General features: G+C 70.3%; 17 protein-coding genes. 12 read left to right on the forward strand and 5 right to left on the reverse strand.

Annotation, left to right across the window (positions count from 1 at the left end):
* The first annotated feature begins 6 nt into the window (after nt 1-6).
* From coaE to OG246_RS21100, 3 genes are all read left to right on the forward strand, one after another.
* A complete protein-coding gene (coaE, locus tag OG246_RS21090; RefSeq protein WP_266465576.1) occupies nt 7-612 on the forward strand; it encodes a dephospho-CoA kinase in 606 nt (201 codons plus the stop codon).
* Between the two features lie 11 nt (nt 613-623).
* Nucleotides 624-1,007: a DUF3592 domain-containing protein gene (locus tag OG246_RS21095; protein ID WP_266465578.1), complete on the forward strand. Its 384-nt coding sequence runs from the start codon at nt 624-626 to the stop codon at nt 1,005-1,007.
* A 191-nt stretch (nt 1,008-1,198) separates the two neighbouring features.
* Nucleotides 1,199-1,579, forward strand: a complete 381-nt coding sequence (locus tag OG246_RS21100; RefSeq protein ID WP_266465581.1) for a tetratricopeptide repeat protein — start codon at nt 1,199-1,201, stop codon at nt 1,577-1,579.
* A gap of 33 nt (nt 1,580-1,612) precedes the next feature.
* On the opposite strand, the gene OG246_RS21105 is transcribed toward OG246_RS21100, so the two are convergent.
* On the reverse strand, nt 1,613-1,879 hold the full coding sequence (locus tag OG246_RS21105) for a DUF6343 family protein (RefSeq protein ID WP_266465583.1): 267 nt from the start codon (nt 1,877-1,879) through the stop codon (nt 1,613-1,615).
* Nucleotides 1,880-1,965: 86 nt separating this feature from the next.
* On the opposite strand from OG246_RS21105, the gene OG246_RS21110 reads away from it, so the two are divergent.
* From OG246_RS21110 to OG246_RS21120, 3 genes are all read left to right on the forward strand, one after another.
* Nucleotides 1,966-2,964 carry an acyltransferase domain-containing protein gene (locus OG246_RS21110; RefSeq protein ID WP_266465584.1) on the forward strand — a complete coding sequence of 333 codons (999 nt, stop codon included), beginning with the start codon at nt 1,966-1,968 and terminating at the stop codon, nt 2,962-2,964.
* A gap of 74 nt (nt 2,965-3,038) precedes the next feature.
* Complete coding sequence (locus OG246_RS21115; RefSeq protein WP_266465586.1) at nt 3,039-3,716, forward strand: bifunctional 2-polyprenyl-6-hydroxyphenol methylase/3-demethylubiquinol 3-O-methyltransferase UbiG; 678 nt, start codon at nt 3,039-3,041, stop codon at nt 3,714-3,716.
* Nucleotides 3,717-3,953: 237 nt separating this feature from the next.
* A complete protein-coding gene (locus tag OG246_RS21120) occupies nt 3,954-4,409 on the forward strand; it encodes a DoxX family protein (RefSeq protein WP_266465588.1) in 456 nt (151 codons plus the stop codon).
* Between the two features lie 142 nt (nt 4,410-4,551).
* Here OG246_RS21120 and OG246_RS21125 read toward each other — a convergent pair whose 3' ends face one another.
* Nucleotides 4,552-5,085: an RNA-binding S4 domain-containing protein gene (locus OG246_RS21125; protein WP_266465591.1), complete on the reverse strand. Its 534-nt coding sequence runs from the start codon at nt 5,083-5,085 to the stop codon at nt 4,552-4,554.
* Between the two features lie 173 nt (nt 5,086-5,258).
* Between OG246_RS21125 and OG246_RS21130 the strand changes: the two genes are divergently transcribed.
* The 3 genes from OG246_RS21130 (at nt 5,259) to OG246_RS21140 (ending at nt 8,941) form a co-directional block, all read left to right on the forward strand.
* Nucleotides 5,259-6,611 (forward strand): M20/M25/M40 family metallo-hydrolase, encoded by a 1,353-nt coding sequence (locus tag OG246_RS21130; RefSeq protein ID WP_266465594.1) that lies wholly within the window; start codon nt 5,259-5,261, stop codon nt 6,609-6,611.
* Entirely contained in the window at nt 6,608-8,125 is a 1,518-nt protein-coding gene (locus OG246_RS21135; protein ID WP_266465597.1) for a YfcC family protein, read from the forward strand. Before OG246_RS21130 ends, OG246_RS21135 begins: the two co-directional genes overlap by 4 nt.
* Nucleotides 8,126-8,194: 69 nt before the next feature.
* Nucleotides 8,195-8,941, forward strand: coding sequence for a uracil-DNA glycosylase (locus OG246_RS21140; RefSeq protein WP_266465600.1), 747 nt, complete (start codon nt 8,195-8,197; stop codon nt 8,939-8,941).
* Between the two features lie 27 nt (nt 8,942-8,968).
* Here the strand turns inward: OG246_RS21140 and OG246_RS21145 are convergent, their stop codons facing one another.
* Nucleotides 8,969-9,616 carry a GntR family transcriptional regulator gene (locus OG246_RS21145; protein ID WP_266465603.1) on the reverse strand — a complete coding sequence of 216 codons (648 nt, stop codon included), beginning with the start codon at nt 9,614-9,616 and terminating at the stop codon, nt 8,969-8,971.
* A 173-nt stretch (nt 9,617-9,789) separates the two neighbouring features.
* Here OG246_RS21145 and OG246_RS21150 point away from each other — a divergent pair, with 173 nt between their 5' ends.
* The 3 genes from OG246_RS21150 to OG246_RS21160 all read left to right on the forward strand — a co-directional run bounded on the left by OG246_RS21150 (nt 9,790) and on the right by OG246_RS21160 (nt 13,062).
* Entirely contained in the window at nt 9,790-11,253 is a 1,464-nt protein-coding gene (locus OG246_RS21150; protein ID WP_266465606.1) for an NCS1 family nucleobase:cation symporter-1, read from the forward strand.
* Nucleotides 11,254-11,255: 2 nt separating this feature from the next.
* On the forward strand, nt 11,256-12,017 hold the full coding sequence (locus tag OG246_RS21155; RefSeq protein ID WP_266470770.1) for an aspartate/glutamate racemase family protein: 762 nt from the start codon (nt 11,256-11,258) through the stop codon (nt 12,015-12,017).
* A 100-nt stretch (nt 12,018-12,117) separates the two neighbouring features.
* Nucleotides 12,118-13,062 carry a glycoside hydrolase family 6 protein gene (locus OG246_RS21160; protein ID WP_266465609.1) on the forward strand — a complete coding sequence of 315 codons (945 nt, stop codon included), beginning with the start codon at nt 12,118-12,120 and terminating at the stop codon, nt 13,060-13,062.
* Here the strand turns inward: OG246_RS21160 and OG246_RS21165 are convergent.
* Nucleotides 13,059-13,472, reverse strand: a complete 414-nt coding sequence (locus OG246_RS21165; RefSeq protein ID WP_266465612.1) for a RidA family protein — start codon at nt 13,470-13,472, stop codon at nt 13,059-13,061. The two genes, OG246_RS21160 and OG246_RS21165, sit on opposite strands and share 4 nt — an antisense overlap.
* A gap of 257 nt (nt 13,473-13,729) precedes the next feature.
* Nucleotides 13,730-14,872, reverse strand: a complete 1,143-nt coding sequence (locus OG246_RS21170) for an asparaginase (protein WP_266465615.1) — start codon at nt 14,870-14,872, stop codon at nt 13,730-13,732.
* Between the last annotated feature and the right edge of the window lie 197 nt (nt 14,873-15,069).

A 15,069-nucleotide genomic window follows, 5' to 3' on the forward strand; every position in this document is an offset into this window, starting at 1 on the left:
CTGGGCATGCTGAAAGTGGGCCTGACCGGTGGTATCGGCGCCGGCAAGAGCGAGGTTTCGCGGCTGCTCGTCGAGCACGGCGCGGTGCTGATCGACGCGGACAGGATCGCGCGTGAGGTCGTCGCGCCCGGAACTCCCGGGCTCGCGGCGGTCGTCGACGCCTTCGGCGAGGACGTGCTCGCACCGGACGGCAGCCTCGACCGGCCGAAGCTGGGCTCGATCGTCTTCGCCGACCCGGAGAAGCTCGCCACCCTCAACTCGATCGTGCACCCCCTGGTGGGCGCCCGCTCCCGCGACCTGGAGAACGCCGCCTCCCAAGACGCCGTAGTCGTGCACGACGTGCCCCTGCTCGCCGAGAACGGCCTTGCCGCGCTGTACGACCTCGTGATCGTCGTCGACGCCAGTCCCAGCACTCAGCTCGACCGTCTCGTACGGCTGCGCGGCATGACCGAGGAGGACGCCCGCGCGCGCATGGCCGCCCAGGCCACCCGCGACAAGCGCCTGGAGATCGCCGACGTCGTCATCGACAACGACGTACCTCTCGAGGAGCTGGAGCGGCGCGTACGGGAGGTATGGGCAGACCTCGTCGAGCGAGCGTCCAGGGCGACCTGAGGGGGCGGGAAGTGGTCGTACTCGCGGCTTTGACGGCTCTCAGCGGCCTGCTGGCGCTGCTGGCGGGGGCGTACGGCCTGCGGCAGACACGGCGCATCAGCGCGGCGGGGCAAGTCGCCGAGGCATTGGTGAAACCTCCGCAGCCGGGCCTGGACCGGCCGTTGCTGCAGTTCGAGACGGCGGACGGACGCGTCGTGGAGGTCGTCTCGCCGGTGCCGCGCAGCCGGCGCCGGCCGCTGCCCGAGGGCGGTCACATACGTCTCGCGTACGACGCCGACGACCCGCGCGAGACGGTGCTGCTCGGCAGCGAGCGCGCCGGAGCGGACTGGGCCTTCGTCGTGGCGGGCGGGGCGCTGATGGTGCTGGGCCTGGTGCTCGGGCTGCTCGCTCTGTGACGATGTCCGAAGGCGGGTGGCGGGCAGCCGCGGGAGTGCTGCGACTGTGCGCCGGCGGGGGCAGGGGACGCGTGTGACGAGCGACTACGGGCGCCTTGTGACGACGACCATGAGAGCTGCGTGACGACAACCATGGAATAGGGGCCCCCGATCGGGGCGTTGAACCCGTGCAGTGAGGGAAGGACTCAGCCGTGCCCGAGACCAGCGGTTCCACCGGACGTACTCCGGAGACGCATGTCATCGACTTCCGCGCCGCCGAGCAGCTGCTCGCCGCCCGCGATCCGCGGGGCGCGGTGAAGTTGCTCGACTCAGTCATCGACGCGCATCCGGAGAACACGGCCGCGCGGCTGCTGCGCGCGCGTGCCTTCTTCGCCGCCGCGCAACTGCGTCCCGCCGAGCTGGAGTTCACGATCGTTCTGGAGCGCGAGCCGGACAACGCGTTCGCGCACTTCGCGCTCGCCCGCACCTATGAACGTCAGCTCCGCCCCGAGCAGGCGAAACGCCACTTCAGGCTGGCGGCGGCGCTCGACCCGAAGCCGCAGTATCTCGAAGCGGCGCGCTTCGACTCGTAGGTCCTCACAGGCCTCTCGCGGGCTCTGATCCGGTTACGGGTGGTGCTGTTCCGGCGGGCGGTACGGCGGGATGTCGCGGCCCGGCTGGTAGTGCGGGCCCTGGTGGATGTGGCGCAGGATCATGGCCATGTCCACGGTGACGATCACCCACAGCACGCCGCAGGCGGCCGCCCATCCCGGCCGCCCGGCCAGGGCGAACCCGGCCGTCCCGGCGGTCGCCCAGATCAGGCCCCAGGCGCTCAGCCAGAAACGCATCCGCAGAGCACTGCGCGCTGTCGTCGGTTCACTGCCTGTACGCATCCGGATCACTACTCCTACCCGGAAAACGTACTCTTCGTGGTGCACGTTCACCATGGGACGGCGGTTGGGCGACGGGGGAGGCGAAGGTGCTGCTGGAGGCGCTGCGGGCGGACGCGAGGCTCGCCGACTGGCTGAGGGACCTGGAGAGTGAGGGCGCGCCCGGCGTGGAGGCGCTGCTTCCGGACGCGGACGAGCTGCCGGACATCCTGCTCGACCTGACCGTGGCCCATGAGCACATCAACGAACTCGTCGCGCTGCGCGCCCGGTTGGTGGCGGACCCGGAGGCGATGACGCTCCTGGCGCGGTGCGTCCGCCGCTTCGTGCGGGACATGGGGGAGATCGACAAGGGGTGGGAGCCGCCTCCGTTCCCTGCGTCGACGGGTGCGCTGGGACGCTGCTTCCACCTGTACGTCTTTGTCGCGGCGCTCCCGTTCGTGCGCGCGTACCACCGCTCGCGCGGTATCCCGGACGACGTGTCCCGGCGCACCCTCGCCGACCTCGGCCGGCATGTGGCCGTGCACCATCGACGGCTCGGTACCTCCGGGCTGCTGTTCCCGTGGTGGATCGCCCTGCATTTCCACGGTGAGCTGTTCCAGCTGGGCCGGCTGCAGTTCCAGCGGGCGCGGCTGGGGCAGCGGATGGGGCGGGCGGTCGCGGCGACGGGGCCGGGCGGAGGGCCCGCTCCAGGGCCGGGCGACTACTGCCTGAGCCTGCACATCACCGACTTCCATGGCCCCTTGAGCCCGGCCGCCTGCGACCGTTCGCTCGCCCTGGCACGGGAGTTCTTCGCCCTGCACTACCCCGACGAGCGCTACGACGTCGCCATCTGCCACTCCTGGCTGCTCGATCCGCAGCTCAAGCGGTACCTGCCGGCGGACTCCAACATCGTCCGCTTCCAGGACCGCTTCGAGATCGCCTACGAGGAGACGACCCCGGACGACCAGGTGCCCGTCGGCTTCGTCTTCGGCGATCCGGAGCTGCCGGTCGAGCAACTGCCGCGGCGCAACAGTGTCGAGCGGGCGGTGGGGGATCATCTGCGGGCGGGTGGGCATTGGTACGGAGGGCATGGCTGGTTCGCGTTGTGATCCACCCGAAAGAGTGACGGCGGGGTGGGAACGGGCGTGCGGAGGCCGCCCGTTGGACGGGTATGAAGATTGAGATGCGTGAGGGGTACGAGGGAACCGGACCCGGTGCGATCACTCCGGACGGCTGTGCGGTCGAGCTGTATACGCGACTGTCCGTCGGTGAGGAGCCGGACATCGTCAGCGCGGCCGTGCCGGCGGGCGCGCGCATCCTGGAACTGGGCAGTGGGGTGGGGCGGGTGACCCACCCGCTCCTGGAGCGCGGGTTCACGATCACGGCCGTGGACGAGTCGGCCGAGATGCTGGAGCGGGTCCGCGGGGCGCGCACGATATGCGGCCCGATCGAGGACCTCGACCTGGGCGAGACGTTCGACGTGGTCATGCTCGCGTCCTTCCTCGTGCACGCCGGTGACGTCGAGGTGCGGCGCGGGTTGCTGAAGACATGCGCCCGCCATGTCGCCGAGGACGGCTGTGTGTTGATCCAGCGCGAGGGGCCGGACTACCACACGAACGTGCCCCGCGAGAGGCTTGACCCCACCGGCTTCACCATACGGATCGTGTCGGCGGAGCCGGTCGGCGACGGGGTCGACTCGATACACGCGGAGTACGTGTTCCCGGACGCCACGTGGACCCAGACATTCCTGGCCCGACCGCTGACGAAGGAGCAGTTCGAGGAGGCGCTGGGGGACGCGGGGCTGAGGGTGGATCGGTATCTGACGGAGGACGGGATGTGGGTGAGGGCGGTGAAGGGCTGAGCTGTTCAATCTGGGGAGGGATCTTCAGCCCGTCCGGCGTTTGAGGACGAGCCCTTCGGGCGATCGGGGGTCTGGGGGCGCTGCATCCATCAGCGGCTCCGCCGCGGGCCCCAGGAGACGGGAATGGGCAGGGGCGGAGGGGGCGAATCAAATCCCTTCCCGCGCCGATGAGTTCCGGACGCGCACCCGGTCTACCTCTGTGAAAGCAACAGCGACCGCTTCACACAGGAGACCCCGATGTCCGAGACCACCATCCCCGTCACCTCTGTCACCTGCGCCCCCTCCGCCACCACCGCCGGAACCCCCCACAGCCGCGGCGCCCGGATCTCCCTCGGCGCCCTGCAGATCACACTCGGCCTCTTCTTCGCCCTCGCGAGCGCGCTGCCCAAGCTGATCGCGCACCCGTCGGCGGCCGAGGGCTTCGACAAGCTCGGGTGGGGCAGCACGGGGATGTACATCATCGGCGTGCTCGAACTCGCCGGCGGTATCGCGCTGTTGATCCCGCTGCTGTCCTCGGTGGCGGCGGTGTCGCTCAGTGCGCTGATGGTCGGTGCGTTCATCGTGAACGTCACGGTCCTGCACGGGCCGTACGTGGCGACGCCGCTCATCCTGATCCTGCCGCTGGCGTTGATCGCATGGGCCCGCAGGAGTCACACCACGGAGCTGCTCCGCCTGGTGCGACGACGGGCCTGAGCGACCGGTCGCCGACCACCGTGCACCGTCGAGGGCACCCCAGAACGACAGGGGCGCCCTCTACGGTGCATCGGCGTACCGGTTCTCGGAAGTTCCCCTGACGGCTGACGGCTGACGGCCGGTGGCCGGTGGCCCTGGGTGTTCAGGAGCCGTCGGGGCCGGCCGGCGGGCCGGAGAGCCCGCGGAGGCGTTCCATCTCGCGGCGGTCGCGCTTGGTCGGGCGGCCGGCGCCGCGGTCGCGGATGCCCGCGGGGGCGATGGCCTCGCGCGGCGGGGGCGGCGGGCTGTTGTCGACGAAGCACTCGGCGGCGACGGGCGGGCCGACCCGCTTGCGGATCACGCGCTTCACGACGACGACCCGCTCCCGGCCCGCATGCCGCAGCCGTACCTCGTCGCCGACGCGCACGGCGTACGCGGGCTTGACGCGCTCGCCGTTCACTCGGACATGCCCGCCCCGGCATGCGGTGGCACCCATCGAGCGGGTCTTGACCAGACGCACGGACCAGATCCAGCTGTCGACCCGCACGCTCTCGCCGCCGGCCGGGCCGGCGGCCTTGGCCGCGGCTACGGCATCGGCCGAACCGCCCGCGTCCTTCTTCTCGACCTTCTCGACGCCTTTGTCGACATCTGCGTCGACACCCGCATCGACGTCGACGTCCGCACCCTCTGAAGCCATGCCTCGACTTTAGTCCCCCGGCCCGGGCGGCCCGGGGGAAATTTCCGTCGCACGGCCCACCCCGGATGCGACCGCCCGAGGGAGCCCGGAGGCTGTTGCCTGAGGTCGTCCAGGCGACAGTAGGCGGCGAGGGGCGGCAGCAGGCAACGGCAGGCAACAGCGAGGGGCCCCACGTGGAGACAGCAGCGAAGGTCGACGCGTTGATGGACGGCCTTCGCGCCGACCTGGAACGGCTCGCCGCCATTCCCTCCGTCGCCTTCCCCGGATTCCCGGCCGAGCCGGTCCAGGAGGCCCACGATCTCCTCGTACGGCTGCTGCGGGAGGCCGGAGTCGAGCGGATCGACCGTATCGACCTCCCCGACACCGCGCCCGTGATCTTCGCCGAGATCCCGCCGCCGAGCCCGGACGCGCCCACCGTCCTCCTCTACTCGCACTACGACGTGCAGCCGCCCGGTGACGAGAAGCTGTGGCTGTCGCCGCCCTTCGAGCCGACGCCAGTCGAGGGCGGACTCAGGGCGCGCGGGATCGCCGACGACAAGTCGAATGTGATCGCGCATCTGGGGATGCTGCGGGCGTACGAGGGGCGGCCGCCGGTCGGGGTGAAGATCGTGTTCGAGGGGCAGGAGGAGTACGGCAGCCCCTTCGACGACTATCCGCCGAGCGATCCCGAGCGGTTCGCCTGCGATGCCATGGTCATCGCCGACCTGGGGAACCTGCGGCCGGGCACGCCCACGCTGACCACCGGGCTGCGCGGTGCCTCCGAGGTGATCGTCGAGGTCCGCACGCTCGAAGAGCCGCGCCACAGCGGGGAGTTCGGCGGCGCGGCACCGGATGCGCTGCTGGTCCTGCTGACGGCTCTGTCCACGCTGCACGACGTGCACGGTGACGTGGCCGTGGAGGGGCTCAGGCGGGACGAGTGGACGGGGACGACGTACACCGAGGACGAGTTCCGGAGCCTGGCCGGTGTACGGGAAGGGCTGCCGCTGATCGGCAGCGGGAGCCTCGGTGAGCGGCTGTGGAGCGGGCCCGCGATCACCGTGATCGGCCTGGACGCGCCGAGCGTCGAGCACGCGGCGTCGGCCGTCGTCCCGTACGCGCGCGCCAAGCTCAACCTCCGCTTTCACCCGAAGCAGGACGCGAAGGAGGCGCGGGCGAGGCTCGTCGAGCATCTGCGCTCGCTGCGGCCCTTCGGTGTCCCGCTCACCGTCACGCCGGGCGACACGGGCCCCGGCTACGAGGCCTCGACCGGCGGTCCCGCCTACCGTGCCGCCCTCACCGCGCTGCGCGAGGCCTGGGGCGAGGACGCGTCGTACGTCGCGACGGGCGGTTCGATCCCGCTGGTCAACGGGCTGGCCCGGGCCGCCCCGAACGCCGAGGTGCTGCTCTTCGGCGCGCAGGACAGCATGTGCAATCTGCACGCCCCCAACGAGCGGGTGCTCTTCTCGGAGCTGCGCAACACGGTGGTGGCGATGTGCGCCTTCGTACGGGAGTACGCGGCCGACTTCCGGGCCGAGGGGGCGCCTTGACCAGCACGATCGACACCGAAGAGCCTCCGCGTAAACACAAGTTCACCTTTCCCAGCGCGCTGACCGTCCTCGCCATCGTCACGATCGCGGTCTGGGCGCTGGCGTTTCTGATCCCATCCGGGCAGTACGACCGCGACGACGCGGGCGCGCCCGTCCAGGGCACCTACCACCGGGTCGACTCCGGCCAGAGCTTCGTCGACCGGCTCAACGACCTCTTCCTCTCTCCCGTCAACGGCCTCTACGGCGTCCAGGACGAGAAGAGCGGGCAGGTCGGGCCCGACATGGCCGGTGAACTGTACGGCAGCGCGGGCGTGTTCCTCTTCGTGCTCGCCATCGGGGCCTTCATCACCGTCGTCTTCGCCACGGGCGCCCTCGACCGGGGCATCGGGCGGCTCGCCCACCGGCTGCGTGAGCGCGGGGCGTTGCTCATCGCGGGCGTGATGGTGGTGTTCTCGGTGCTCGGCACGGTGGAGGGCTTCGCCGAGGAGACGCTCGGCTTCTACGGGCTGATCGTGCCGTTGATGCTGGCCCTGGGGTACGACCGGATGGTGGCCGTCGGCGCGATCATTCTCGGTGCCGGGATCGGTGTGCTGTGCTCGACGGTGAACCCCTTCGCGACGGGTGTGGCCTCGTCCGCCGCGGACATCTCGCTCGGTGACGGCATCGTGCTGAGGTTCGTGATGTGGGTGGTGCTGACGGCGGTGACGGTCGCGTACGTCATCCGGTACGCGCGGCGCGTGCAGAAGACCCCGGACCGGTCGCTCACCGGGTTCCTGCCCGGCGACCGCGAGCAGGCCAGCGAGGCCGCGGGCGAGGTGCCCGAGCTGACCGGCCTGCACAAGGCGGTCCTTGTCGCGACGGCGCTGGTCTTCGCCTTCATGATCTTCTCGGTGGTGCCCTGGGCGAGCGCGCTCACGGGCGAGGCGGACGCGACACCGTACGGCTTCGAACTCGGTTGGTCCTTCCCGCAGTTGGCGGCACTGTTCCTGTGCGCGGCGGTGCTGATCGGGCTGGTGGCGCGGATGGGCGAGCAGAAGCTGAGCGCGACGATCATCCAGGGTGCGGCGGACTTCATCTCCCCGGCGCTGGTGATCGTGCTGGCGCGCGGAGTCACCGTGATCATGAACAACTCGAAGATCACCGACACCGTGCTGCATTCCATCGAGGGCGTCGTGAAGGGCACCTCCTCGGGCGTCTTCGCGATCATCGTCTTCGTCGTGAACCTGCCGCTGGCCTTCCTCATCCCGTCCACCTCGGGCCACGCGACCCTGGCCATGCCGATCCTCGCCCCGCTCGCCGACTTCGCGGGCGTCTCCCGCGCGGTGGTCGTCACCGCCTGGCAGTCCGCCAGCGGCTGGATGAACCTCTGGGTCCCCACCACCGCCGTCACCATCGGCGGCGTCGCCCTCGCCAAGGTCGGCTACGACAAGTACCTCCGCTTCGTCTGGCCGCTCCTCGCCATCCTGTTCCTGCTGATCTGCGGGTTCGTGGCGGCCGGCGCGGCGATGACCTGACCGACCTGACCGACCTGACCGACCTGACCGACCTGACCGACGTGATCGCCCCGGTCGTACGGTGGTGGCATGGATGTCGGCGGTCTTGCGGAGCTGGACGGGCGGATCACGGGGTGCCGGGCCTGTCCCCGCCTTGTCGAGTGGCGTGAGGACGTGGCCCGTACCAAGCGCGCGGCCTTCGCCGACGAGACGTACTGGGGACGGCCGGTCCCGGGGTTCGGACCCGCCGACGCGTCCCTGCTGATCGTCGGCCTCGCGCCCGCCGCGCACGGTGCGAACCGGACCGGGCGGATGTTCACAGGGGACCGCTCCGGGGATGTGCTCTACGCGGCGCTGCACGAGGTGGGACTCGCGTCGAAGGGGACCGCGGTGAGTGCGGACGACGGGCTGGAGCTGTACGGCGTACGCATCACCTCGCCCGTGCACTGCGCTCCGCCGGCCAACAAGCCGACGCCGGACGAGCGGGACGCCTGCCGGCCGTGGCTCGTGCGGGAACTGGAGCTGCTGCGGCCCTCACTGCGGGCGGTTGTCGTACTCGGAGCCTTCGGGTGGCAGGCCGCGCTGCCTGCCTTCGCCGCGGCGGGGTGGGCGGTGCCCCGTCCCCGCCCCGCGTTCGCACACGGAGCGCGGCTCACGCTCGGAGCGCCGCTCGAGTCCGGACCGCCGCTCGCGTCCGGCTCGATCGAGCTCTTCGGATGCTTCCACGTCAGCCAGCGCAACACCTTCACCGGGCGGCTGACCCCCGAGATGCTGCGGGAGGTGCTGCGCGCCGCGGCGGATGCGGCGGGGCTGCCGACGAAGCCGTACCCGGGCTAGTGGCCGCTCCCCGCGTGCGGGGGTTCGCTAGCCGTCCCCGAAGAGATGGCGCACCGTCGACCGGTAGTTGGCCTGGACGTGTGCGAGGGCGTGCGCGCGGGCGCGGTCCGGGTCGCCGGATGCGATGGAGTCGTACAACTCATGGTGTTCGGTGAGGAGTTGGGGCCACTCCTCGTTCTGCCGGGTGAGCCAGCGCAGGCGGCCGTCGACCGGTTCCATGACGGAGATCAGCAAGCTGTTGCCCGCCATGGCGAGGATGCGGTCGTGGAAACGGGTGTTGATGTCGGTGATCGTCTCGGCGTCCCCGGCGCGGGTCGCGGTCGCCGCGCGGTCGAGCAACTCCCGTAGTTCCGCGAGGTCTTGCGGCGTGGAACGGGAGGCGGCGAGCCCGGCCGCGTAGACCTCGAGGGCCTCGCGCAGTTCGAAGAGTTCCTTCACGTCGGTCGGGGTCAGCCGGCGCACCACCGTGCGGCGCGGCGTCTCGAAGTGCACGAACCCCTCGCCGACCAGTGAACGGATCGCCTCGCGGACCGGGACCCGGGAGACCCCGAAGCGCTCGGCGAGCTCGCGTTCGACCAGCCGGTCGCCGGGGCGCAGCCGTCCGGCGATGATCTCCTGCCGTAGCGCGGCGAGAACGCGCTCCCGCACCGCACCCAGGGGTTCGATCTTCGTCATGGGTCCATGTTCGCCGACCTCGGGGGTGTTTTACGGAGTCGTAACTGCAAGGACATGGGCGGACGTCATCGGCGGCGGGACTATGACGACAGTTTGGTATACCAAAGTGATCTCAAAGCTGTACCGAACAAGACCGAAAGGCCGCCCTCCGTCCCCTCGCCCATGGAGGCCCCGTGTCCCTCGCCGACCGTGCCGAAGCCACCGGCACCGCCGCGTTCGTCCCCGATCCCCGCCTCACCAACGAAGACCTCGCGCCCGCGCAGAAGCGGAACTGGAAGGTCTTCGACCTCTTCGCCATGTGGATGTCCGACGTCCACAACCTCGGCAACTACACGTTCGCGGCAGGCCTGTTGGTCCTCGGCATGAACGTCTGGCAGATCTTCACCTCGCTGCTCGTCGGCTTCGTGATCATCTACGCCGGGATGAACCTGATGGGCCGGGTCGGGCAGCGCACCGGTGTGCCCTTCCCCGTCGTCAGCCGCATCAGCTTCGGCGTCTGGGGTGCCAACATCCCCGCGCTGATCAGGGCGGTCATCGCCATCATGTGGTACGGCATCCAGACCTATCTGGCGTCGGTGGCGGTCAACGTGATGCTGCTCGCGGCCTGGCCCGGCCTGGAGTCCTGGACCCACCACTCCTTCCTCGGCCTGGACGCGCTCGGCTGGGTGTCGTTCGTCGCGCTCTGGCTTGTCCAGGCGATGATCATCAGCCAGGGCATGGAGTCGGTCCGCAAGTTCCAGGACTTCTGCGGCCCCGCCATCTGGCTGGTCATGATCGCCCTCGCCATCTGGGTTCTGTCCAAGGCGGGTTGGACCATCTCCCTCACCTCGACCCCGCACCCGGTGTCGGTCGGCGAGCAGTGGCGGCAGTGGTTCGGCGCGATCGGGCTGATCCTGGCCACCTACGGCACCCTGATGCTCAACTTCTGCGACTTCTCGCGCTTCGCGCCCGGCTACAAGACCGTCAGGCGCGGCAACTTCTGGGGCCTGCCCGTCAATTCGACGGCCTTCGTGATCGTCTCGGTCATCGTCACGGCCGGTTCCATCGAGGTGTTCGGCGAGGCCATCACCGACCCGGCGCTGCTCGTCGCCAAGGTCGGCAACACCTGGGTCCTCGTCCTCGGCGCCCTGACCTTCGCCATCGCCACCATGGGCGTCAACATCGTCGCCAACTTCGTCTCACCGGCGTACGACCTCGCCAACGTCTGGCCGCAGAAGATCACCTTCAGGATCGGCGGCATGATCAGCACGGTGGCCGCGCTCCTTGTGACCCCCTGGAACCTCTTCTCCAACCCCACGGTCGTCAACTATTTCCTCGGCGGCCTCGGCGCCTTCCTGGGACCGCTGTTCGGCGTGATCATGCTCGACTACTACTGGGTCAAGCGCGGCCGCGTCGACGTCGACCAGCTCTTCAACGCCCAGCCGGGATCGCCCTATTACTACAAAAAAGGCGTCAACCCCAAGGCGCTGTGGGCGTTCCTTCCCTCCGCGGCGGTCGCGGCGGTACTCGCGCTGGTTAAGGACTTCAGCGACGTGGCCCCGTACTCCTGGTTCATCGGTACGGCGCTGGCGGCCGGACTGTACGCGCTGTTGTGCCGCTCGGAGCGCGCCGCCGTCCCCGCTTCTGCGGCGGGCTGAGCGTGCGGATCGTCGTCACCAACTGCAACACGACGCAGGAGATGACCGAGGAGATCGTACGAGGTGCCCGGGCCGCCGCAGGCCCGGGCACCACCGTGACCGGACTGACCCCCGCCTGGGGACCGGAGTCCGCGGAGGGCTGGCTCGACAGCCATCTCTCCGCGGCGGCCGTCCTCGACACCCTGCGGACGTACGAGGGTCCCTACGACGCCGTCGTCATGGCCGGGTTCGGGGAACACGGACGCGAGGGTGCCCGGGAGCTCGTCGACGTACCCGTCGTCGACATCACCGAGGCCGCCGCCCATCTCGCCTGCCTGCTCGGGCGGCGGTACGGCGTCGTCACCACCCTGGAGCGCTCGCGCGGCCAGATCGAGGACAGCCTGCACACGGCCGGGGTCGCCGCCCACTGCGCCGCCGTCGTCGGCACCGGGCTCGGCGTCCTCGACCTCGGCGACGCCCAGCGCACCGAGGATGCCTTCGTGGCAGCCGCCGAGCGGGCCCGGGCGGCCGGCGCCGAGGTACTCGTCCTCGGGTGCGCCGGGATGACGGGGCTGCAGCGGGCGGTGGGGGAGAAGCTCGGCCTGCCTGTCGTCGACGGGGTGGCCGCGGCGGTCAAGCTCGCCGAGTCGCTCGTCTCGCTGGGGCTCACGACCAGCCGGGCGGGGAGCTACGCGAAGCCGTTGCCGAAGCGGCGGACGTGGGGGTCCCCCGGAGGCACGGGCACCGGTACTGGCAGGGGCACGGCCTCGCCTCCGTCGGAGTGATCCTGCGGCGACCCGGCCGTGGACGGTGGGGCGGCGGCGGGCCCTGACCGCACCCTCTGGGGAGGACGGACAGTCGCCCACCCCGTGAACGGAGCCGCCCGTGCCGTCGCTGAGAGCACTCCTGGCCGCCGCACTCGTTGGTCTCTGCTGCACCGGCGCCTTCGGTGCAGCCGACGACCCCTTCTGGGTGGACCCCGACTCCCGCGCCGCCCGGCAGGCCGCCGAGTGGCGGGCCACGGGACGCACCGCGGACGCCCTGCTCATGGACCGCATCGCCACCCGCGCCCAGGCCGAGTGGCTCAACGGGCCCGGCCCGGAAGCGGTCGTGCGGGACCGTACGACCGCGGCCGCAGGCCAGGGACGTACGGCCGTGCTCGTCGCGTACTACATCCCGAACCGCGACTGCGGCGCCTACTCCGGCGGAGGAGCACCGACCGCGGCGGCCTACCGCACCTGGGTCGACGAGTTCGCGGCGGGCCTCGGGGACCGGGGCGCGTACGTGATCGTCGAACCGGACGCCGTGGCCCAACTGGTGGCGGGCTGCACCCGGGTCGTGGCGAAGGAGCGGTACGCGCTGCTCGCGTACGCCGTCGACCGCTTCAAGCGGCAACCGGGCACCCGCGTCTACCTCGACGCGGGCAACTCCGCCTGGATTCCCGAGGCATGGCGCATGGTCGACGCCCTGACGGAGTCGGGGGTCACCCGCGCGGACGGCGTCGCGCTCAACGTCTCCAACTTCCAGACCGACGCGGCCAGTTCGGCGTACGGGAAGTCGCTGTCGGAGGACCTCGGCGGCACGCACTTCGTCGTCGACACGAGCAGGAACGGCAACGGGCCCTACACCGGTACGGATTCCTGGTGCAATCCGCCGGGCAGGGCCCTGGGTACGCCGCCGACCGTCCTGACGGGGGATCCGCTGATCGACGCGTATCTGTGGATCAAACGGCCGGGGGAGTCGGACGGGACGTGCCGGGGCGGGCCGGCGGCCGGGCAGTGGTGGGAGTCGTACGCGCTGGAGCTGGCGCGGAACGCGGGTACGCCTTAGGTGCGGTCCGGCTCGGGCACGACTGCGGTTGCCGTGATCTCCACCAGCTGGCCGGTGTACCCGAGGCAGGCCACCCCGATCAGCGTCGACGAGTGCGGGCCGACGCTGAGCCCGGACGCCTCGACGACCTCCCAGACCGCGGACAGCACCGCCGGCTCACTGCCGACGACGTACACGTCGGTCGACACGACATGCGTCATGTCGCTGCCGACCGCGCGCAGTTGCTCGTCGAGATTGGCCAGCACCTGCTGGGCCTGCCGTACGGGATCGGCCTCGCCGACGATGTTCCCCTTGGCGTCGAGGGGTACGGACCCGGCGAGGAAGGCGAGCTTCGTGCCTGCCTCGACCACGGACGCGTGGGAGTAGAGGGGCGGGGTGAAGAGGCTGGGGACGGTGACGCGCTGAACCATGCGGGCTCCCGGGGATCTTCGGCTTCGGCCCGGCTCGGGCCTTCTTCGCCGGCGGTGGGCAACCTGCCGATGATGCGGGGCATGGGGGCGGGGCCGCATCCGAATATCGGGTCCACGTCGAGGGGCGAGTCGCGTCCAAGGTTCGAATCGTGCCGGGTGTCCGGGGCACGATTCGGTATCTGCGCCCCGATCCGCTGCCGGCCCGCCCCTGCTCGCGAACCGGCAGTCGCTCCTGCCCGCGAACCGGCAGTCGCCCCTTACTTCGTGGTGAACTGCGCCGTCCCCAGCGTCGCGAACCACGTCCGTATCTGCTTCTCGTCGTCCGTCGCCGCGAGGGAGAGGAGCAGGAGCAGCCGGGCCTTCTGTGCGGTCAGATCCTCCGCGCCGATGACGCCGGTGGTGCCGGCCGAGTCGTACACCGCCCCCGACCCGGTACGGGTGGTCGAGGCGAACGTCACCCCCTTCTTCACCGCCTCGGTCCGCGCGGTCGACATCGCGGGCGAGATACCGCCTGCGCCCGTGCCCGCGGTGACGATGCCCTTCGCCCCGGCGTCCGCGAACGCCGTGATCGCCTCACCGCCGGCGTCCTGGTAGGAGTACGCGATCTCCACCCTCGGCAGAGGCGTGCTCGACTTGTCACTCACCTTGCCGACGATCCGGTCCAGGTCGAAGGGTGTACGCCAGCTCGCCTTGCCGCACTTCTGGACGCGGGCCGGCGCCCGGTTGAGCCGGATGTTGTCCTGGTCGATGACGCCGAGTTCCCCGGAGGGACCGCTCTCGAAGGTGTCCATGCGCAGGGCGTTGGTCTTGCGGACCTCCCGCGCGGCCTGGATCTGGTCGTTGAGCATGACGACGGTGCCGTAGCACTTCGTCTTGTTGCTCGCGGCCAGCTTGATCGCGTTGTAGAGATTGGCGGGCGCGTCGGTGCCGATGACCGTCCACGGCCGCATCGAACCGGTGAGGATCACCGGCTTGTCGCTGCGCACGGTCAGGTCGAGCCAGTACGCGAACTCCTCCATCGTGTCCGTACCGGTGGTCACCACCACCGCGTCGTTCTTCTTGAGCGCGGCGTCGACGGACGCGGTGAGCTTGCGGTAGTCCGCGATGGAGTACCCGCTCGACCCCTTGTTCCCGAACTGCTCGGTCGTCACATCGGCGACCCCGTCCACCTCGGGCCGCAACTCGTCCACCATCTTGGAGATCGCGAGCTGCCCCGACTTGTAGTCCTGGAAGGAGACGCGGCTGGTACTGACTCCGGAGATGGTGCCGCCGGTCCCGATCACGGCGACCTCGGGCGCATCCTCCTTCTCCTTGGGCTGGGCACTCGCGCTGGACAGCGAGACCCCCGCGGCGACGGCGAACGTACAGAGCAGGGCGGCAGTACGGTGGGCGATCTTCACGTAACACGGCTCCTAGCAGGTCGGCGACAGACGCTCGCCGCCGACCGTAGGAAGCGGTGTTTTCCCAGGCGTTGCGTGTACGTGTCAATTACCGTGCCGTGGCGTCGAGTTCGAATGCCAGGTGGAATTCGCGGACAAGGTGCGCGGGAGAGGAGTGCATCCGGTGACTGTGTCGGGGTGTGTGCGCCGAGGCGGTA

This window comes from Streptomyces sp. NBC_00620 (genome assembly GCF_026341825.1).
In the GTDB taxonomy this organism is placed as follows: domain Bacteria; phylum Actinomycetota; class Actinomycetes; order Streptomycetales; family Streptomycetaceae; genus Streptomyces.

What these genes read in the sequence shown, in the direction of transcription:
- OG246_RS21120 (WP_266465588.1), top strand. Translation starts at nt 3,954, where the DNA reads ATGTCCGAGACCACCATCCCCGTCACCTCTGTCACCTGCGCCCCCTCC.
- OG246_RS21165 (WP_266465612.1), bottom strand. Translation starts at nt 13,472, where the DNA reads ATGGTTCAGCGCGTCACCGTCCCCAGCCTCTTCACCCCGCCCCTCTAC.
- OG246_RS21145 (WP_266465603.1), bottom strand. Translation starts at nt 9,616, where the DNA reads ATGACGAAGATCGAACCCCTGGGTGCGGTGCGGGAGCGCGTTCTCGCC.
- OG246_RS21140 (WP_266465600.1), top strand. Translation starts at nt 8,195, where the DNA reads ATGGATGTCGGCGGTCTTGCGGAGCTGGACGGGCGGATCACGGGGTGC.
- coaE (WP_266465576.1), top strand. Translation starts at nt 7, where the DNA reads ATGCTGAAAGTGGGCCTGACCGGTGGTATCGGCGCCGGCAAGAGCGAG.
- OG246_RS21125 (WP_266465591.1), bottom strand. Translation starts at nt 5,085, where the DNA reads ATGGCTTCAGAGGGTGCGGACGTCGACGTCGATGCGGGTGTCGACGCA.
- OG246_RS21115 (WP_266465586.1), top strand. Translation starts at nt 3,039, where the DNA reads ATGCGTGAGGGGTACGAGGGAACCGGACCCGGTGCGATCACTCCGGAC.
- OG246_RS21105 (WP_266465583.1), bottom strand. Translation starts at nt 1,879, where the DNA reads ATGCGTACAGGCAGTGAACCGACGACAGCGCGCAGTGCTCTGCGGATG.